The organism is Paenibacillus lycopersici, assembly GCF_010119935.1.
Classification (GTDB): domain Bacteria; phylum Bacillota; class Bacilli; order Paenibacillales; family Paenibacillaceae; genus Paenibacillus_Z; species Paenibacillus_Z lycopersici.
The window spans coordinates 4,424,681-4,443,865 of the sequence record NZ_CP048209.1 but is presented as its reverse complement, the minus strand read 5'-3'; the positions used below and the strand labels follow the sequence as shown (position 1 = coordinate 4,443,865).

At 59.3% G+C, this 19,185-nt stretch carries 11 protein-coding genes and 1 tRNA gene; 10 read left to right on the top strand and 2 right to left on the bottom strand.

From position 1 onward, the window contains the following. Nucleotides 1–315 precede the first annotated feature (315 nt). The gene (locus GXP70_RS19640) at nucleotides 316–1,074 is read left to right on the top strand and encodes a S8/S53 family peptidase (protein WP_162358405.1); all 759 of its coding nucleotides are present in this window, start codon (nucleotides 316–318) and stop codon (nucleotides 1,072–1,074) included. On the opposite strand, the gene GXP70_RS19635 is transcribed toward GXP70_RS19640, so the two are convergent. After that, nucleotides 1,071–1,286 carry a hypothetical protein gene (locus GXP70_RS19635; RefSeq protein WP_162358404.1) on the bottom strand — a complete coding sequence of 72 codons (216 nt, stop codon included), beginning with the start codon at nucleotides 1,284–1,286 and terminating at the stop codon, nucleotides 1,071–1,073. The two genes, GXP70_RS19640 and GXP70_RS19635, sit on opposite strands and share 4 nt — an antisense overlap. A gap of 47 nt (nucleotides 1,287–1,333) precedes the next feature. Between GXP70_RS19635 and GXP70_RS19630 the strand changes: the two genes are divergently transcribed. From GXP70_RS19630 to GXP70_RS19620, 3 genes are all read left to right on the top strand, one after another. Next, entirely contained in the window at nucleotides 1,334–2,779 is a 1,446-nt protein-coding gene (locus GXP70_RS19630) for an S-layer homology domain-containing protein (protein WP_162358403.1), read from the top strand. A gap of 254 nt (nucleotides 2,780–3,033) precedes the next feature. Beyond that, a tRNA-Leu gene (locus GXP70_RS19625) sits at nucleotides 3,034–3,120 on the top strand. Nucleotides 3,121–3,318: 198 nt separating this feature from the next. Then, nucleotides 3,319–4,368: an NAD(P)-dependent alcohol dehydrogenase gene (locus tag GXP70_RS19620; protein WP_162358402.1), complete on the top strand. Its 1,050-nt coding sequence runs from the start codon at nucleotides 3,319–3,321 to the stop codon at nucleotides 4,366–4,368. Between the two features lie 174 nt (nucleotides 4,369–4,542). On the opposite strand, the gene GXP70_RS19615 is transcribed toward GXP70_RS19620, so the two are convergent. Then, a complete protein-coding gene (locus tag GXP70_RS19615) occupies nucleotides 4,543–5,742 on the bottom strand; it encodes a multidrug effflux MFS transporter (protein ID WP_162360564.1) in 1,200 nt (399 codons plus the stop codon). 236 nt (nucleotides 5,743–5,978) lie between these two features. Between GXP70_RS19615 and GXP70_RS19610 the strand changes: the two genes are divergently transcribed. From GXP70_RS19610 to GXP70_RS19585, 6 genes are all read left to right on the top strand, one after another. After that, nucleotides 5,979–10,004, top strand: a complete 4,026-nt coding sequence (locus tag GXP70_RS19610) for an AAA family ATPase (protein WP_162358401.1) — start codon at nucleotides 5,979–5,981, stop codon at nucleotides 10,002–10,004. A 383-nt stretch (nucleotides 10,005–10,387) separates the two neighbouring features. Further along, entirely contained in the window at nucleotides 10,388–11,077 is a 690-nt protein-coding gene (locus tag GXP70_RS19605; protein WP_162358400.1) for a transposase, read from the top strand. A 617-nt stretch (nucleotides 11,078–11,694) separates the two neighbouring features. Continuing rightward, complete coding sequence (locus GXP70_RS19600) at nucleotides 11,695–12,843, top strand: ABC transporter substrate-binding protein (protein ID WP_162358399.1); 1,149 nt, start codon at nucleotides 11,695–11,697, stop codon at nucleotides 12,841–12,843. Between the two features lie 15 nt (nucleotides 12,844–12,858). Continuing rightward, nucleotides 12,859–13,824, top strand: coding sequence for an NHLP bacteriocin system secretion protein (locus GXP70_RS19595; protein ID WP_162358398.1), 966 nt, complete (start codon nucleotides 12,859–12,861; stop codon nucleotides 13,822–13,824). Between the two features lie 24 nt (nucleotides 13,825–13,848). Continuing rightward, the gene (locus GXP70_RS19590; protein WP_225442483.1) at nucleotides 13,849–16,047 is read left to right on the top strand and encodes an NHLP family bacteriocin export ABC transporter peptidase/permease/ATPase subunit; all 2,199 of its coding nucleotides are present in this window, start codon (nucleotides 13,849–13,851) and stop codon (nucleotides 16,045–16,047) included. A 52-nt stretch (nucleotides 16,048–16,099) separates the two neighbouring features. Further along, nucleotides 16,100–19,156, top strand: a complete 3,057-nt coding sequence (locus GXP70_RS19585; RefSeq protein WP_162358397.1) for an NHLP bacteriocin export ABC transporter permease/ATPase subunit — start codon at nucleotides 16,100–16,102, stop codon at nucleotides 19,154–19,156. The last annotated feature ends 29 nt before the right edge of the window (nucleotides 19,157–19,185 follow it).

Genomic DNA, 19,185 nt, shown 5'->3' with positions numbered 1-19,185 from the left:
GTTGAATCGGTTTTTTGCGTTCGCGCCGGCGGCCTTTCATGCTCTTCGGTTTCTTATTTGCGCCTCTACGCCCCACCGTCTCTCCGGCACCCCGAAAGCTTAGCCTGAATGTCACCCTGATTCAGCCTATAGTTCTTTGTTCTCTCTTGAATGATGCTTTTGTCATGCTCGCAGCTATTATTTCCCTTTACATTACGAGTCGAATTACATAGAATGATGTTGTCGAAATATGTCAATGAGCGGTTTGCTGGAAAGTACAAGATAACGAAATGGGAACATTCTGCTGCATCAGTCCAAATAGTTGGAGACGATAGGATGACATATGGCAAGCTTGTAACTCGCATGATCTTTCTGTCGGTCGCGCTCTGCTTGCTGACTTCCTGCTATAAGGGCGGCATGCAGCGCCCGGTCTCGCCGCTGGATCCCGAAGAAGCGGGGAAATGGCAAGCGGTGAACTCGTATTACCGTCTGACCGATTTGCATGCGAAAGGCTTCACCGGCAGCGGCGTGCATGTGGCGATCGTTACGTTCGATACCTTTGAGCGGTCGGATATCGAGCTCTTCTCGCAGCAATTCAACCTGCCCAAGCCGGAGATCCGCGTCATCCCGGTAGTAGGCGGGGCTATTCATCAAGGCGCGGCGGCCAACGGCCATGTCGAGTCGACGCTCGATATCGACGTGGTGCACGCAGCGGCCCCGGACGCGGCGCTGGACGTCTATTCCGTTCCGCCGGCCGTCCCTTTCTCGCACGTGCTTCAGCAGATCATGGATGACGGGCAGGCTCGAATCGTGACCTTCTCCTGGGGACGTGCGCCGGATCCGAGGGACGACAAGCTCGTCTACGACATTATTGAAGAGATGGGCAAGCGGGGAACGACCGTGTTCGCGTATACGGGCGACATCGGCCCAAGCCTCGATAACTCGCATATCGCCTCGCCGTCTTATTTGCCGAACGTGGTAGCTGTCGGCGGCACCGTCCTAACGGTCGATTCGGCTTCCAAAGCCGTTGCCGAGCAAGAGTGGCCGTTATCGGTAGGAGGCTGGAGCGTCGCATATCCGTCGCCTGCCTATTAATCCGCCGCGGCGGCAGTCATGGAAGGGAACGCGGAGAGCGGAAAATACCGCATGCTCCCCGATGTCGTCGGACCTTCAATCGTAGCGGCGGCCGGCTCGCCTACCGCGGACCGGGACGGGCTGCCGATCTTCGTCACCGATCCGAAGACGGGCAAGGGCGCATGGATGCCGGCCACCGGGACGAGCGTTGCTGCGCCATACGCGGCCGGCATTTTTGCGTCTATTGCCGGCGGATTGAACAGAGGGCTCGGGGATATCCATGAACCGCGTGTCCTCTCCGGTCTTTACGGGATTGGCCATGCCTGCGGGCGCGTGCGGCCCGCATCAATTCGAAGTGAACATCATTCGAGATGCGGCGCCTTCTACGCCAAGCGCGCCAAGCACGCCTAACCATACGACTACGAAGGCCGTGCTCGTGCTGGATACGAACCCGAACGAGACGGATCAGTCGGCCAAAACGGCGATTACCCAATTCGTAGGCAAGAATTTGAAGCTGTCGGGCACCTTATTGACGCCGGACGGCAAACCGGTTAGTCTCCCGGACATCGAGATCGGCGCGGACGGCTCGTTCAGCCTGAACAACGTGCCTCCGGGCGAGTATAAAGTCATGCTCAGCGTCGTGGCGCCTACAGGCGAGAAGCTCGCCGGCCAATCGGCGAAGCTGATCGTGAGCAGCGACGGAACCGCCAAGCTTGAAGCAGGCTTGATCGACCCGTACGGCATTGTGACGGACGCGGTTACCGGCGAAGCGATCGACGGCGCGACAGTGACGCTGCATTGGTCGGATACGGAGCTGAACCGTTCCAAAGGCAGAAAGCCGGGCGAATTGGTCGTATTGCCGGAGCTGCCGGACTTTGCTCCGAACAAGAACCGCGATCCGCAAACGACTGTGAATAAAGGGCAATACGGCTGGATGGTATTCCCGGATGGGGATTACTACATCGTGGCCGAGAAGGCAGGATACGAGCCGTACGACAGCCGCAGCGATACGCGGGACGAGCGGCAGGGCGATGACAGTTACGTGAAGAACGGCACCATTCACGTCGGCCAGTCGATCGTACAGTATAACTTCGCGATGAAGCAGAAAGTCATCGGTTCCGGCGGCCATATGCCGTACATGCTCGGCTATCCGGACGGCTCTTTCCGTCCTGAGCGCGGCCTTACCCGGGCGGAGACGGCAGCGATCCTGAGCCGTTTGTTCGCGGGCGAAGCAAGTCAAACTTCGGCGGCATCGTTCGGCGACGTGAAGGCAGCGCACTGGGCGGCGAAGGAGATCGCCGTCGTCGCTGCGCAGAAGTGGATGGTCGGCTATTCGGACGGCAGCTTCCGTCCGGACCAGCAAGTAACGCGCGCCGAGCTGGCGCAAATACTGCTGAACGTGAAGCAGTGGACAACGGATGCGACGAACGGCTTTGCGGATGCGAAAGGACATTGGGCCGAGAAGGCGATTGCCGCCCTGCAAGCGCAAGGCTTGATTGCGGGCTACCCGGACGGCAATTTCCATCCGAACGATCCGGTCAAACGCGTCGAAGCGGATGTCGTCTTCAATCAATTGACCGGCCGTACGCCTTGGAAAGTGCAGGCGAAGCAGAAGTGGACGGACGTCGCCCCGGGCTATTGGGGCTATGACGCGGTCATGGAAGCATCCGTGCCGCATGACTATGAGCAGTACGAGAGCGGTTCGGAGAATTGGACGTCGAATTAATCGGCCTTGAGGTTGATTAAGCGCGGCCGTATTCGCCATCTTGCTCTGCAATGAAGAAGGCCGCGTGCGCCAGAGGGTACTACTGGCACATGCGGCTTTCTTGTTCGCGGCGCAACATCAGAGGAATCGCCTGGAATGTTATGACCGGAATGGCGATGGACCGAATATTAATTTTTCGTTGACTTTCCATTCTTCGGCATGCTATATTATTTCTTGCCGCTTCGATTTCATCGTTGAAGCGACATCTGCCAGATGCGGTCGTGGCGGAATTGGCAGACGCGCTAGATTCAGGTTCTAGTGGTGTAACAGCCGTGGAGGTTCGAGTCCTCTCGACCGCACCATCTTAACATTGAACAGCTCTTGAATTCGTCCTTGGGACGGTTCAAGAGCTTTTTGCATAGTTGGGATTCGCGACGTTAATGAACATCTTAAGTCCTTCTGTTGATATCTCAACAGAAGCGATACTATTAACTATGTGCATGTTAACCTTGTACAACTATAATTCTTATTATATCCGACAACTTACTGGAGGTAACGCAATGATAGCTGCTCAAGCACGTGCCGTTTTTAGTCCGGAGGGATCATTCAAGCTGACCGCCATCGAGCGCAGAGATCTGCAGCCGCATGATGTCCTTATTGAAATTAAGTACGCAGGCATTTGTCATTCCGATATTCATACGGCTCGAGGCGATTGGGGACCGATCGATTATCCCCTCGTGCCGGGACACGAAATTGCGGGAATCGTCGCCGAAGCAGGTTCGGACGTTACAAAATATGCGGTTGGCGATCGGGTTGGCGTTGGCTGCATGGTCGACTCTTGCCGCGAGTGCGAGCCCTGTCGGCATGGAGAAGAACAGTACTGCCTCGATGGGAATACCGGAACCTATGCAGCCATCGACAGATATGGCCAATATACGCAGGGCGGTTATTCCACCCATATCGTTGTCAACGAGGATTTCGTGGTGAAAATTCCTGACGGCCTTGCGCTGGATGCTGCCGCGCCGCTGCTATGCGCCGGTATCACGACATACTCGCCGCTGCGCCATTGGGGGGCTGCGCCTGACAAAAAAGTGGCCGTTATCGGATTCGGCGGACTTGGGCATATGGCCGTGAAGCTTGCCCATGCGATGGGGGCGGAGGTGACGGTTTTATCGCAAACCTTGAATAAACAAGAAGACGGTTTGCGTCTTGGCGCGGACCATTACTATGCTACGAACGATGCGGAGACGTTTACGAAACTGGCTCATTCATTCGACCTCATCATCAATACGGTAAGCGCGAAAATTGATATCAACGCTTACCTGGCATTGCTGGCGCTGGACGGTACTTTAGTCAATGTTGGCGCGCCTTCGGAGCCGCTGCCCGTTCAGGTGTTTTCGCTTATCCCTTATCGCCGGTCCTTTGCGGGGTCCGCGATCGGCGGAATCCGCGAAACACAGGAAATGCTGGATTTTTGCGCCGAACGCTCCATTGCGCCTGAAATCGAGGTGATTGCCGCTTCGCAGATCGATGAAGCCTGGGAGCGGGTGCTGGCTTCGGATGTTCGGTATCGGTTTGTAATCGACATCGGCACGATGAATAACGAATAACGAACAACGAATTACGAATAACGAATTACGAATAACGAATTACGAATAACGAATTACGGCAGCATCAAGCTCTGCGAAGAGTTTGATGCTGCCGTTTTTATAGGTATTCATTTTTTGAAAGAAGGATCCGGTTAGCGGCCGAAGCGCAAAGCGAAGGGAGCTAACGAATGAAAGCTAATTAAATTGCGCAGCCGGAGCCGGTCTTTTCACCAAGATGACATAGGCGACGGAGGCAAGCATGCTCGTCATGAAAATCGTGACTCCGAAAGGCCAAGCGGCGTTTTCTCCCGCAAGCCCGACGAGTGGAGAAGCAACAGCCCCCAGTGCAAATTGCAGCGAGCCTAATATCGCGGCAGCGCTCCCTGCGATATGTCCTTGCGATTCCATCGCCAACGTAAAGGAAATCGGGCCGACGATGCCGATCGATGCCGCAAACAAGAAGATGGCAAGGAACAAAGCAAAGAATGGCCCATGAGCCAAAACCTCGATGAGGATCACGGCGGCAGCTACAAAAGCCAACAGCAGCCCGATCCGGAAAATCCGCCGTTCATCCATCCGTCCGGCGAGCCGTTTGACGAATTGCGATCCCAAGATGATACCGAGACCATTCAAGGCAAACAGAACTGAAAACAGCGGGGATATGCCGTACATGTTCTGATATATAAACGGTGTACCTGCAACGTAAGCGAACACGCCCGCGAACAAAATGCCGTTGACAAGCGCAAAGCCCATAAAGCTCCGATTCCGAAGCAAAGCGCCATAGTTTCTCAGCACTTCCGCCAAGCTGCCCGGGACACGCCGCTCGACAGGCAAGCTTTCTTTGATTCCCCACATGGTCATGCCGCTTAAGAAAAGCCCCAGCAATCCCAAAAAGACAAATACGCCGATCCATGAAGTAAACGTGGTCACCAGGCTGCCGGCGGTAGGTGAAACCAAGGGCGCGATATTGCTGATAATGGTCAACAATGCCATGAATCGGACCATCTCGACGCCGCTGTAACGGTCGCGAACGATGGCGCGGGAGATGACAAGCCCGGCGGAGGCGACAAATCCTTGAATGAAACGCAGGGCAATAAATATCCCGACGCCGGGCGAAAATGCGCAAGCCAAGGAAGCCAGCAAATAGAGCAGCATGGAGATGATCAAAGGCCTCCGTCTGCCGTAAACATCGCTTATAGGTCCTGTCACAAGCTGACCGACGCCTAATCCCAGCAGGCCGGCTGTCAGGCTCATCTGGATCGTGGACGCATTCGTACCGAAATCAGCGGCCATTCGCGGAAGCGACGACAGGTACATATCGACCGTAAACGGCCCCAGAGCAGAGAAGGCCGATAACATCAAGGCAAATAAGATAGAATAACGCTTAGTCTGCATACTCATCTAAGTAACTGAACACCTCGCCATAATATAATGAACTCATGTTCATAATTATATTTTGTTCCAAAACATCTTCAATCGTTAAAAAGGCGAGAATCGTTCAATAATGAACGGATACCTGACATCTGTTCATTTTTCGTTCGAAAGGGTTTATTTTTTTGCCTGGAATTAACATGGATAAGAACCGATAATGCTATAATGGTCTACACATTATACAGGCAGGTGGTTCCCCGTTGTTAGTAGAAGAACGATTGTCGCCGCGTACGAATGGATACGGCGCCAGACTGTCTGAACGGCTGTACGGACGGGAGCGCGAAGCGGCGCTGATCGCCGAAGCGTATCATTGGGCGACGCTCGGGTCGACGCAGATGATCTGCGTGTCGGGGCCGTCCGGCATCGGCAAGACCGCGCTCGTTCAAGAAGCGACGCGCAAGATCGCGTTCGGGCAAGCGTACGTCATTGCCGGCAAATTCGAGCCCTTGCAGCAGGATAAGCCGATGTCTCCGCTCATCGCCGCATTCCGGGAGCTGACCGAGCAGCTGCTGAGCGAAGACAAGCCAAGTCTGGATCGGTGGCGCAACGATATCGTACAGGCGCTGGGCGCGAACGCCGCCGTCATTACGGAGGTCATTCCCGAGATGGAGCGGATCGTCGGGCAGCCCGCGTCCGTCGAGCAATTGCCGCTGGAAGAAGCGATGGAACGGTTCCAGTTCGCGCTGCGCCGCTTCATCCAAGTGTTCTGTCGCCAGAAGCATCCGCTTGTGCTGTTCATGGACGACTTGCAATGGGCGGACGAGGCTTCGTGGCGGATGATCCGCGCCATCATGACAGACCCATTAAGCCAGAGCTTGCTGCTGATCGGCGCTTATCGCGACTATGACCAAGCCGGCGTGAGCCGAATCGCGGACGAATTGGAGGCGATCGCGTCATCCGGCGTATCCGTACAGCCGCTTCGGCTGGAGCCGCTCGCGCTCCCCGAGTTGACCCATATCGTGAAGGACACGCTGGGCGTGAATCGGGAAATCGCCGACGATATCGCCCACGCGCTGTTTCTGAAATCGCAGGGCAACCCGTTCCTGTTCCGGCGCTGGCTGCGCCGGAGCCTGGAAGAAGAGACGCTTCGGTACGACGACGGACAGGGCTGGATATGGAATTGGGGCGAAAATGATCCGAGCGGCGATCCGGAGCATGCCGACCTGCTCTTCGACTATATGATGGACAGCATCGACCGGCTTCCTGGCGATACGCGTCTGGCGCTGCTGGAAGCCTCCTGCTTGGGGAGCGAATTCGAGCTCGGGCAGCTGGCCTCCTGGCGCAGCGAATCGGCGGGACGGACGCTCGCGCTGCTGCGTCCGGCAATCGATCGGCAAATTATCGCTTGCATGGACGAAGCAACGGTGAATGGCGAGCTCCCGCGCGAAGCGGTACGCCTCCGGTTCGTGCACGACCGGCTGCAGGAAGCGGCCAACGCGATGCTCGATGCCGAAGCAAGCGGACGGGTGCATTGGTATGCCGGCAATTATTGGCTGGATCATCCCGATCCGGCGAAGCGCGAGCGGCATCTATACGATGCGGCAGGACATCTCAATAAAGGCAACCGGTTCGCGATGCGGCCGGAGGACGCCGATCGTCTCGTGCGCGCGAATGCCGGCGCAGGGCGGAAAGCGAAGTCGGCTACCGCATTCGAAGCGGCTCTCGTCTACTTCCGCGCGGCCGCGGCAAGTATCGGAGAGGAGCATTGGGAGCGCGATTACGGGTTCTGCTTCGACTTGATGGTCGATCTGCTGGAATGCGAATACATGAACGGCTGGCAGTCCTCCGCCGATGCATTCACCGCGTCGCTGCTCCGTCGTTCCCGCAATGCGTACGACAGCATGCGCGTACAGCTCATCGTCGTGATGAGCATGCTGCATACGGACAGGATGGCGGAAGGGATCGCGCTCGGCATGCGCAGCTTGCGCGACCTGGGCTTCCGCGTGCCGGCGAAATCGGGCAAATGGAGGCAGCTGGCCGAAGCGCTGTTCACAAGGGAGCGGCTGCGCCGCAAAGTCGGCCGTTTCGAGGGGCAGCCGTCCGTGACGGATCCCGTCGTCACGCTCGCGCTGCAGGTGCTGACGCAGCTGTCGGGCTCGGCATTTATGTGCGACAGGCCGCTGTTCCGGACGCTGACGTACAAATGCGTCAGGCTCTCGTTGAAGTACGGCAACTTTCCCCAAGCCGCGGCGGTGTTCGGCAGCTTCGCGGGGTCGATCAACCAGGCGTTCGGCGACCGCAAGCTCGCGCATGCCTCGCTGACGCATGGGATGCGAATTGCGCTCGCGTACAATCAGCCTTCCATTCTGTGCAGAGCCTACTTAACGATGGGCGTCATGTTCTTCGTCATGGAAGACGACTATCGGGACTTCGGCGCGAGTTTGCAGAAATCGATCGACTACGGTTTGGAGGCCGGAGATCTGTTTTTTGTCGGCCAGACGGTCATTATCATGCTCGTCAATCTTCATTTGACGGGAAAGCTCGTCCGGCTGCGGAAGGTCCTCCCGGAATATCGGAAGCTGCTGCTCGATACGCATAATCAATATTTGCTTCCCTGCCTGACGATGATCGAACGATGGACGCAGGCGATGAGCGGAACGGAGGAAGAGGCAGGGGCCGTAGCAGGCGCGGAGGACAGCGAGCTGCTTCGTCAAATCGGCCGTTCCGGCATGGAATCGAACCTGTTGTTCCTGCATGGCTTATGCCTGCTTCAGGAAGGTTTCCTGCTCGGCCGTCACGGATTGGCGCAGCAAGGTATCGCTATGGCCGGCAGCCGTTCACAGGATGCGACGCATTACGTGCAGCGCTCCGAATTCGAGCTGTTCCATGGATTGGAGCTTGTATCCAGGTGGGATTCGCTCCAGCCTGACGACAAACGATTGGCAGCGTCATTGTTGAAGCGGCTTCGCCGTTCGGCGCGCAAGAACGCAGCGCATGTCCGGCACAAGTCGCTGCTGCTGCAAGCGGAATATGCCCGGGTTCGCGGCAAGCGCGAAGAGGCGGGCCGCTTGTACGACGAGGCGATCCGGGAGGCGAAACGGAGCGGGTATGCGCATCATGCGGCGATCGGCTGCGAATGCGCCGTGAACCATTATTTGTCGCAGGCGCGGGAAACGATCGCGAAAGGGTATTTGATCGAAGCGCTGACGCTCTACCGGGAGTGGGGAGCCTCGCGCAAAGCCGACAGCATTCGCGAACGGTATGCGGCGCATTACCAGGAGCTGGGCGCACGGGAGACGGCGGCAGCCGTTGAAGGCAGCGCCTTGTCCGCCGACGCGGCGGCTTCGGAGCCCCTTGCCTTGCCGGGCGCGCTGGAGTTCAATGTCGTGCAGCAAGCCTTTCAAGCGATGGCGGCCGAGGCGGATCAGCGGATATTGATCGACCGTTTGGCACGGACGGTCTTGGAGCAGGCCGGCGCGCAGAAAGGCTGCATCGTGTTCGAGCAGGCCAAACGGCTCGTAGTCGAACTGGCCATCGGCGAGCAGGGCGTGACCGACCGGAAGCGATTGCCGCTGGAGCGGTACGACGAGGTATGCGTATCGGCAATCCGGTATACGGCGAACACGGGCGAGCCGCTGCTGCTCGACAATGCGTCCGCAAGCGGGCGGTTCGCGCGCGATCCGTACGTGATGAGCTGCCAAGTCCGCTCCATGCTGTGTATGCCGCTTTATGTCCAGAACGAGCTTGCCGCCGTGCTCTATCTGGAGAATAACGCGAAGCCGGGCGCGTTTGCCGCCGGCAAGCTTGACATGCTGCGTATGCTGGCGACGCAAGCGGTGTTCCTGCTCAAGCTCTTTCCGCTGGAGGTTGGCCGGACGACAGCAGCCTTGTCCTGCGACAATTCGCCTACAGACGCCATGCCGAGTCATGCCGAGCCAAGCCGCTACGTGCCGGGCGAAGCCGGGGAACGTGACGCCGCGCCAGTGGGCGCCGATCCGAATGCGTTCGCTCCGGTCGACGTCGCGCCAGCTGAAGTCGCTGCGCTGCCGCCCCCGTCCGATGCGCCCGCGGCGCTGCCGATGGATCCGCTCACGAACCGGGAATTGGAGGTGCTGCAGCTCATCTCGCTGGGGCTGTCCAACCAGGAGATCGCCCAGCAGCTTCACATCGCCGTCGGCACGGTGAAGCTGCATACCAATCGTATTTTCAGCAAAATGAACGTCAACCGCCGCGCCAAAGCCGTCATCGAAGGCAGGAAGCTGAAGCTGCTGGATGACGGAAAATAAACGAAATCGTTAGGCAGTAGACTTGCAAAGAACCTCACACACCTGCTGCAGAATAGCAAAGAAGTCGTGGCTAAATGGGAAAGCTGCCATTCAGTCAGCTTTACCCGCCGCAGACCGGCAAAAGTGTCGATAAAGTTGCCATTCGAGCAGCTTTACCCGCCGCAGACCGGCAAAAATGTCGATAAAGTTGTCATTCGGGTAGCTTTACCCGCCGCAGACCGGCAAAAGTGTCGATAAAGTTGCCATTCGGGCAGCTTTATCCGCCGCAGACCGGCAAAAGTGTCGATAAAGTTGCCATTCGAGCAGCTTTATCCGCTGCAGACTGGCAAAAATACAGATAATGTTGCCATTCGGGCAGCTTTATCCGCTGCAGATTAGCAAAAATGCCGATAAAGTTGTCATTCGGACAGCTTTACCTCCCGCAGGCCAGTAGCTTTGCAAAGAACCTACCACGGGCAGTGGAGAACTTTACAAATAAAGAGAGTTCCCCTTCGGATCGTTACGCGAAGAAGTTGACGTTTGGGAACACCTCGCTTCTTTTTCTGGAAGCCATTTTACGCGGTTGTCCCTTGCAGGAAATGGCCGATCACTTAGAAAGTTCACCGTGGATGCAACGTTGGTTGGGACTGTCCTCCATCCGCGCCTCCAGTTTGCATCGCAAACTCGAGCGACTGCCGACGGAATCGTTGCAGGAGCTTTGTCATCAAGCCGCCAAAAAGCTTGCTACGATGTACTGCGATGTGAGCCTTCGATCGCTTGGACGACTAGCCGCTGTCGATTCTTCCATGGTTACCCTCGGTAGCAAACGTGCCGAATGGGCCTATGTTTCAAAGGATTTTCACGCCATCAAGCTCCACCTGAGCTTAGGATTGGTCAATGAGACAACGTCATATCCCTTGCGGACGGTGCTGTCGACGGCCGTCGTCTCTGACAACGACGACGAAGTGCTAGCTGTGCTGGTGGAGCCTTCGGATTTCACCTATGTGTTTGACCGCGGCTATGTGAATTACGGTCGGTACATCGCTTGGAACGAGAACGACATTCGCTTCGTCGCGCATCCGCTTCAACAATAAGTTTCGCACCATCCGCGAACGTAAGTGCAGCGGGGAGATCAAACGGGATGCGACAGTCGAAGTCGTCGATGCGAAAAGCGGCTGTAAGACCCACTTGCGTTTGGTTGAATACCGTTTTTTGGGTACGCGTAAGAAATGGCCTGCCATTCGCGTCTTGACGAACCGAACAGATTTAACGGCCAAACAAATCGCGCGCATCTATGCCTGGCGCAGGAAAATCGAAAATTTCCGTACGCATTCTGGTCTACTAAAGCATGACAAATCCATTTAAAAAACGGTGTTACCTACATGGTAGCAGGGGATTTGCTTTGTTTTTTGACTGCTTCCGCTGCAAATGCCCTCTCGAACTTAAGGTGCGAAAACGCCGGAATTATATGACTCATTCAAGTGCAAGAGGAGCCATTTCCCTTGTTGCAGCCACACGTGTTAGGTAGTTTGCAAAGCTGCAGATCGTTAGGACAATGGACCCGGGAGTATGGCCGAATGCGGCGATATTCTCGGGTTTTTTGGCGTTTTATGCGGAAAATGCACAGATATAACTTAAGGTATACGACAAATTTCGCATTCGACGCGTAGAGTGGAACAAGCATGAGACGATCAAAAGGAGACACGGACGGATGAGAAGGAAAGCAATCGCGTTCATCGCCGCAGCGGCGCTTATGACGATGTGCCTCGCTTCCTGTTCCCGAGCAGGCAGTTTGAGCCAGGAGCGGGACCAAGCGCTGCGCAAGCAGACCGGCGATATCCTCGTCGGCGTAGCCTGGCCATTCGCCTCCCGCAATGACGGATTTCGCGAAGGACTACAGCTGGCGCTCGATGAGATTAACGAACATGGCGTGCTTGGCCATCGGCTGCAGCTGATCGAGCAGGACGATAACAACTCGGTTACGGAAGGACTCGAGATCGCGCAGTCGTTCTCGGGCAACTTGAAGCTGACGGCAGTCATCGGCCATCGCAGCTCGGCGGTCACCGTCCCGGCGGCCCAAGACTACGATCATGCCGGCCTGCTGCTGCTCGCCCCTTCTTCGACGGCTCCGGCGCTCACGGCCTCCGGAATGGAGCGCGTCATCCGTCTGATTCCGAACGATAAGCAAATCGGCTCCGCCATGGCGAAATTCGCCTTTGCGCAAGGCTACCGTCATGCGGCGATTTTCTATACGAACGACGAGTACGGCCGCGGGCTTGCCAACGCGTTCGAGGATGAAGCCGAGAGGAACGGAACGCAAATCGTCGACCGGGTGTCGGACTATAAGGATTTGAACGATTTGCGGCGCCTGGCTGACAAATGGAAGCTGCTCGGCTGCGATGCCGTATTCGTGGCGGAATCCATGCCCGAAGGGGCCGCGCTGATCTCCGATCTCAGGAAAGCAGGCGTGGAAGCGCCGATTCTTGGCGGAGACGGATTGGATTCGGCCGCGTTGGCGGAAACGGCGGGCGAAGCGGCGGAGCAAGCGGTTGTCGCCTCCATCTTCGATCCGACCGATAAGGCGGATGCCGTTCAGCAATTTGTACGGCGCTATAAGGATAGATACGGCGCGGAGCCCGGCAAAATGGCCGCCCAAGGCTATGACGCGCTGCAATTGCTAGCCTACGCGCTGACTAAAGCGGGGACGCGCGAGCCGTCCAAGCTCGCGGAAACGCTGAAGGGAACGAAGTCGTGGCAGGGCGTTGCCGGCCTTCATTCGTTCGACGGGCAAGGGGACGTAAGCGGCATGCCGATCATTCTGAAACGGCTTGAAGGCGGCAAGTTTCACTATCTACCTTAAAAGGAGCGCAAGCGGATGAACAAGGACGTGTATCGCAAAGTGTCCCTCGAGCGGCTGTCCTCGCCCGAACAACTGGATACGCTCATGCGGGTGACTTCGCCGCGCGGCTGGCTGGCCTTGGCTGCGCTCGGACTGCTGCTGCTGTCGGCGATCGCGTGGGGAATCGGCGGCACGATCAGCACGAAGATGGAGACGCAGGGCGTATTCATCCGTCCGGGCGGCCTGCAGACGATCTATGCCGGCGCGAGCGGCACGATTACCGACATTCGGGTCGTGGAGAACGACGAGGTGACGAAGGGCGACGTGGTTGCCCGGGTCGAGCAGCCGGCGCTGCTGGAGAAGCTGGGGCAGCTCAATCAGTCGCTGAAGGCGGCGCAGGGGGAATACGGGCAGCAGCCGAACAAGGCGCTAGCCGGGCAAATCGACGCCGTGCAGGCGGCGATTGTCGCGGCGAAATCCAACTATATGGCTGCATCCCGAATCGTCAGCCCCTACACGGGACGCGTGCTGGAGGTTCGTTCGAAGGCAGGCTCCGCGATCGGTTCGGGCATGCCGCTGCTTACGGTGGAATCGGGCGCGAAGCAAGCCGGCGCGCTGGAGGCGGTCATGTATCTCCCGGTGCAGCAAGGCAAAACGATCGTTCCCGGCATGGCGGCCAATATTTATCCGAGCTCGGTCAACCGGGAGGAGTACGGCTTCATCAGAGGCCGGGTGACGACGGTGTCCGAATACCCGGTGACGGCGCAGGCCATGATGGCGACCATCGGCAGCGAAGCGCTCGTTGCCGAGCTGGCGGGGAGAGGGGCGGCGCTGCTGGAAGTGCGCATCGCGCCGCTGCTTGATCCCGGCACGGCCAGCGGCTACAAGTGGTCCACGACCGACGGGCCGCCGGTCCGCATCGACAGCGGCACGCCGGTGACCGCCTCGATTATTATCAAGACGCAGAAGCCGATCACATCGATTATTCCACAGATCAAGTGACCAGGAAACGGAGTTGAAGAGCAGGTGGCGACGACGGCAGACGCGGGGAACGGCGCCCGCATCCCGAAACGGGTGAAGACGCCGACTGTACTGCAGATGGAAGCGGTAGAGTGCGGCGCGGCGGCACTGGCCATCATTCTTGGCTATTACGGAAGCCATATCCCGCTCGAGGAACTGCGCGTGGCGTGCGGCGTATCCCGGGACGGGAGCAAAGCGAGCAATCTGCTGAAGGCGGCGCGGAACTATAACCTGACGGCCAAAGGCTACAAGAAAGACCCCGAGCAGCTGCGCACGATGCCGTTGCCGATGATCGTGCATTGGAACTTTAACCACTTTCTCGTCCTGGAAGGGTTCAAGGACGGCCGCGTCTATCTGAACGACCCGGCTTCGGGCCCGAGAGTCGTGTCGAACGAGGAATTCGATATGGCCTTCACCGGCGTCGCGCTCACCTTCGCGCCATCCGGGCTATACGAGCCGGCAGGCGCGCGGACCGGGATGCTGACAGCGCTGGCGGGCCGGCTGAAAGGATCCGAGTCCGCGCTTGCTTATGTCGTGCTGGCCGGCTTGTTCCTCGTCGTGCCGGGCTTGGTCGTTCCGGCGTTTACGAAGATTTTCATCGATAACATTCTGCTTGCCGGGCTGCATAACTGGCTTATGCCGCTTCTGCTCGGGATGGCGGTCACCGCCGTCGTGCGGGCTTGGCTCACCTGGCTGCAGCGTCGCTACCTGCTTCGGCTCGAGATGAAGTTCTCGCTCAGCACGTCCGGCGGTTTCTTCTGGCATGTGCTGAAGCTGCCGATCGAATTTTTCTCGCAGCGGTACAGCGGGGAGATCGGCTCGCGGATCATGATTAACGACCGCGTTGCGCAGCTGCTGTCCGGGGACTTGGCCGTCGCGGCGCTGAATTCGATCATGATCGTCTTCTATACGCTGCTCATGCTGCAGTACAGCCTGTCGCTGACGCTGATCGCCGCGGCGGTGGCGGCAGCGAACGTATTGTTCCTGCGCTTCGTCTCGAAGCGGCGGGTGGATCAGAATATGCGGCTGCAGCAAGAATCGGGCAAGCTGCAGGGCGTGTCCATGGGCGGCTTGCAGTTGATCGAAACGTTGAAATCGGGCGGCGCGGAATCGGATTTCTTCGCCAAATGGTCCGGTTATCAGAGCAAGCTGCTGCACACGCAGCAGGAGCTTGGCGTATCTTCGGGGTGGCTGACGGCCGTGCCGGGACTCTTGTCCGGCGTAAGCACGGTGGCGATTCTAACCGTCGGGGGCCTGCAGGTGATGGACGGTTCGTTAACCGTCGGGATGCTCGTTGCTTTTCAAAGCTTGATGGCCAGCTTCATCGCGCCGGTCAATCAAATGGTGCAGCTCGGGAGCTCCTTGCAGGAAGCGCAGGGCGGATTGAACCGGCTGGACGACGTGCTGAACTATAAGGCGGACGAGCAGATCACGGATGCGCCTTCGGACGGCGAGAAAGGACTTGACCTGCTGCCGAGCGCGAAGCTGTCCGGCTTCGTCGAGCTCGACCGGGTGACGTTCGGCTATAACCGGCTGGAAGGTTCGTTGATCGAGAACTTCAGCCTGCAGCTGAAGCCGGGCATGCGCGTCGCGCTCGTCGGCGGATCGGGCAGCGGCAAGTCGACGGTCGCCAAGCTCGTTGCAGGCATCTATGAGCCATGGTCCGGCGAAATTCGTTTCGACGGAAGCGCGCGCAAGCGGCTTCCGCGCGCGATGATCGGCCATTCCGTCGCGGTCGTGGATCAGGATATCCACCTCTTCGAAGGGACGATCAAAGACAATCTGTCCCTATGGGACGCGACCGTTCCGGAGACGGACATCGTGCGCGCGGCCAAGGATGCGCGGATACATGACGAGATCAGCGTTCGCAGCGGCGGCTACGAACACCGGATCGAAGAGGGCGGCGGCAATTTCAGCGGCGGTCAGCGCCAGCGGCTGGAGATGGCCAGGGCGCTTGCCGGGAATCCGACCGTGCTCGTGCTGGACGAAGCGACAAGCGCGCTGGATGCGACGACGGAGGCGCTGGTGGATGCGAGCATTCGCAGGCGAGGGTGCACATGCCTGATCGTGGCCCATCGCCTGAGCACGATCCGCGATGCGGACGAAATCATCGTGATGCAGCGTGGCAAAGTCGTCGAACGCGGCACCCACGAGCAGTTGGTCGTCCGCGACGGCGCATACGCGAGATTGATCGAGGAGCACTGAGCGGCGCATGTTGGGTTCGAAACGACGACAGCGTACGAAAGGAGGGAAGACGTTGAGCGAGTTGGATAAGGCCGCGCTCCGGCGGCTGTTCGCGGAACGCGGCACCGAGACGTCCGTCGACGGAAGCAGTCCTTTGCTGATACGGGACGAGCGGTATGTCTGGATGGTCCAAGACGGCCATGCCGACGTGTTCGCCGTCACGCTCCGCGGAGGAGAGATCGTTCGCCAGAGGCGTTACTTGTTCGGCGTCGATCGGGGGCAGCTTGCGTTCGGTTATCATGCCGGCGACGAAGCGGGACCTCGCGGCGTTGCGGGAGACGACGGCAGAGAGAATGCGAGAGAGCCGGCCGGAGACGATGAGGCAGCTATAGCCGGTGACGAACCGGGAGCCGGCGCGGGAGTAGACGCTAGTGGCGCTGACGGCGGCAGCGCTTCGTCATGCCTGCTCATCGCCGGCTTGTCGGGAACGAAGCTGCTGCGCATGGAGAAGGCCGAATTCTTCCGGATCGTGCATGAATCGCCTGCCATCAGGGGGGAAGCGGCCGCGGCCGTGGATGCGTGGATCCAGGTCTGGTCGACGGTTTTGGCGACGGCCGCTCCGGCTGAGCAGACCGTCGGGCTGGAGCCGGGCATCGGGATGGTGGCGGCGCAATCGACGCTGCGCGCAGCGGCCGGGACGGCGTGGGTGCGGGTAAACGCAGGCAAGCTGCATTGGATGGGCGATGCCGCGCTTGCCATCGACGGCCCGGATCGTTTCTTCCCGCTGGCGCCGGCAAGCTGGGCGGCTGCCGAAGAAGCGGCCGACCTGTCCGTCTTCGGCACGCCGGAATGGCTGGCGCAGGACGAATCGGCGCAAGGCTTGTCCGCCTTTCATGCCCATGCGGCGCATTGCCTCCATCAAGCGGAGCAGTTCCGGGAACGCTTCGAGCACGAGCGGTTGAGGCTCAGGGCCGAACAGGACCGGCTGGTCATGGATCGGGCGCTGAAACGTCTGGCTGCCGTAACCGGCAGCCCGGAAGCGGGGGCGGGAGCGTCGGGGGAGCCTCATTCGGAGGACGGGCTGTACGCCGCGGCACGACTGGTGGGCGATGCTTGCGGCATCCAGGTCAAGCCGATCCGGGCCGGGCAGCTTCGGCTGTCGCGCGATCCCGTCAGCGAAATCGCCAAAGCTTCCGGGTTCCGATCGCGCCAAGTCATGCTGCGGGACGACTGGTGGCGGCGGGATAACGGTCCGCTGCTCGCATTCATCGAAGAAGGCGGCCAGCCGGTCGCGCTCCTTCCGCAAGGGCCGAACCGCTATCGCCTGGTCAATCCCGCCGACGGCTCGGAATCCGTCGTGACCGAACAGCTGGCAAGCACGCTGGAAACGGCGGCGCATATGTTCTATCGGCCGCTGCCGAGCCATCCGCTGTCGGTGTTGGATCTGCTCAAATTCGGATCGCACCGGATGGTTCGCAAGGACGCTGCGACCGTGCTTGCGCTTGCCGTCGCAGGAGGGCTGCTCGGCCTGTTCGTCCCGGTCGCGAACGGCATCCTGTTCGATACCGTCATCCCCTCGGCGGTACGCGGACCGCTGCTGCAGATGGGACTCATCCTGTTGTCGGTCGCCGCGTCGACGACGCTGTTCGAGCTGATGCGTTCCGTGGCAACGCTCCGCATCGAGGGGCGGATGGACGGCGCCATTCAGGCCGCGGTCTGGGATCGGCTGCTGCAATTGCCGGCCTCTTTCTTTCGCGGCTACGCGGCCGGCGATCTGGCGGGCAGGGCGAACAGCATCAACGCCATCCGGCAGATGCTGTCCGGCGTCGCGCTGAACGGCCTGTTCTCGGGGTTGTTTTCCTGCTTCAATTTCTTCCTGCTCTTCCATTACGATGCGCGGCTGGCGCTGACCGCGGCGGCGCTCGTCCTGATCCCGATGACGGTGACGATCGGCATCGGCATTATCCAGACGCGCAAGCAGCGGCGCCTGCTTCAAGCGACGGGCAGGCTTACGGGCACCGTGCTGCAGATCATCAACGGCATCTCGAAATTCCGGATGGCCGCGGCGGAGAAGCGGGCGTTCTTCCTGTGGGCGAAGCTGTTCGGGGAGATGAAGGAAACGTCGTTCCAAGCGAGGAAAATCAGCGACCTCCATGCGGTGTTCAACGCGTTCTTCCCGATTGTCACGTCGATCGTGCTGTTCTACGCGCTTGCGTCCCATCCCGACCGGTTGAGCGCAGGCCAGTTCATCGCGTTCTTCTCGGCGTTCACCGCCTTCCTCGGAGCGATGATCGGGATGTCGACCGCCGTCGTGACGGTCATCGGCATCGTGCCGCAATACGAGCGCGCCAGGCCGATTCTGCAGGCGCAGCCGGAAGTGCTGGAGACGATGGACGATCCCGGCGAGCTAACGGGCGCCATCGAGGTGCGCCATGTCAGCTTCCGCTATGCCGCCGAACAGCCGCTCGTCCTGAACGATATGTCCATGTCCGTCCGCCCGGGCGAATTCATCGCCTTGGTCGGCGCGTCGGGCTGCGGGAAGTCGACGCTGCTGCGGCTGCTGCTCGGCTTCGAGAAGGCGGAGTCGGGCTCGATCTTCCTGGACGGCCAGGATCTCAAGTCGCTCGATATTCGCGCCGTCCGCAAGCAGCTTGGCGTCGTGCTGCAGCATGGCAAGGTGATGGCCGGCGATATATACGCCAATATCGTCGGGTCAACGAATCTGACGCATGAAGATGCCTGGGAAGCGGCGCGGATGGCGGGCTTCGACGAGGATATCCGGCAAATGCCGATGGGCATGCACACGGTCATCTCCGAAGGCGGCGGCACGCTGTCCGGCGGACAGCGGCAGCGGCTGCTCATTGCCAGGGCGCTTGCCAGACGGCCGAAAATCCTCTTCTTCGACGAGGCGACGAGCGCGCTCGACAATCGGACGCAGGCCATCGTCAGCGAGAGCCTGGAGAAACTGCGCGCCACGCGCGTCGTCATCGCGCATCGGCTCAGCACGATCCGCAACGCCGACCGCATCTTCGTGCTCGACAAGGGACGGCTCGTACAGGCGGGAACGTACGCCGACCTGATGGCGCAGGAAGGACTGTTCATGGAGCTGGCCAAGCGGCAGCTGGCATAGACGCCGACAGGCGGGCACAAGGATGCCGG

What these genes read in the sequence shown, in the direction of transcription:
- GXP70_RS19640 (WP_162358405.1), top strand. Translation starts at nt 316, where the DNA reads ATGACATATGGCAAGCTTGTAACTCGCATGATCTTTCTGTCGGTCGCG.
- GXP70_RS19635 (WP_162358404.1), bottom strand. Translation starts at nt 1,286, where the DNA reads ATGCCGGCCGCGTATGGCGCAGCAACGCTCGTCCCGGTGGCCGGCATC.
- GXP70_RS19630 (WP_162358403.1), top strand. Translation starts at nt 1,334, where the DNA reads ATGAACCGCGTGTCCTCTCCGGTCTTTACGGGATTGGCCATGCCTGCG.
- GXP70_RS19620 (WP_162358402.1), top strand. Translation starts at nt 3,319, where the DNA reads ATGATAGCTGCTCAAGCACGTGCCGTTTTTAGTCCGGAGGGATCATTC.
- GXP70_RS19615 (WP_162360564.1), bottom strand. Translation starts at nt 5,742, where the DNA reads ATGCAGACTAAGCGTTATTCTATCTTATTTGCCTTGATGTTATCGGCC.
- GXP70_RS19605 (WP_162358400.1), top strand. Translation starts at nt 10,388, where the DNA reads ATGCCGATAAAGTTGTCATTCGGACAGCTTTACCTCCCGCAGGCCAGT.
- GXP70_RS19600 (WP_162358399.1), top strand. Translation starts at nt 11,695, where the DNA reads ATGAGAAGGAAAGCAATCGCGTTCATCGCCGCAGCGGCGCTTATGACG.
- GXP70_RS19595 (WP_162358398.1), top strand. Translation starts at nt 12,859, where the DNA reads ATGAACAAGGACGTGTATCGCAAAGTGTCCCTCGAGCGGCTGTCCTCG.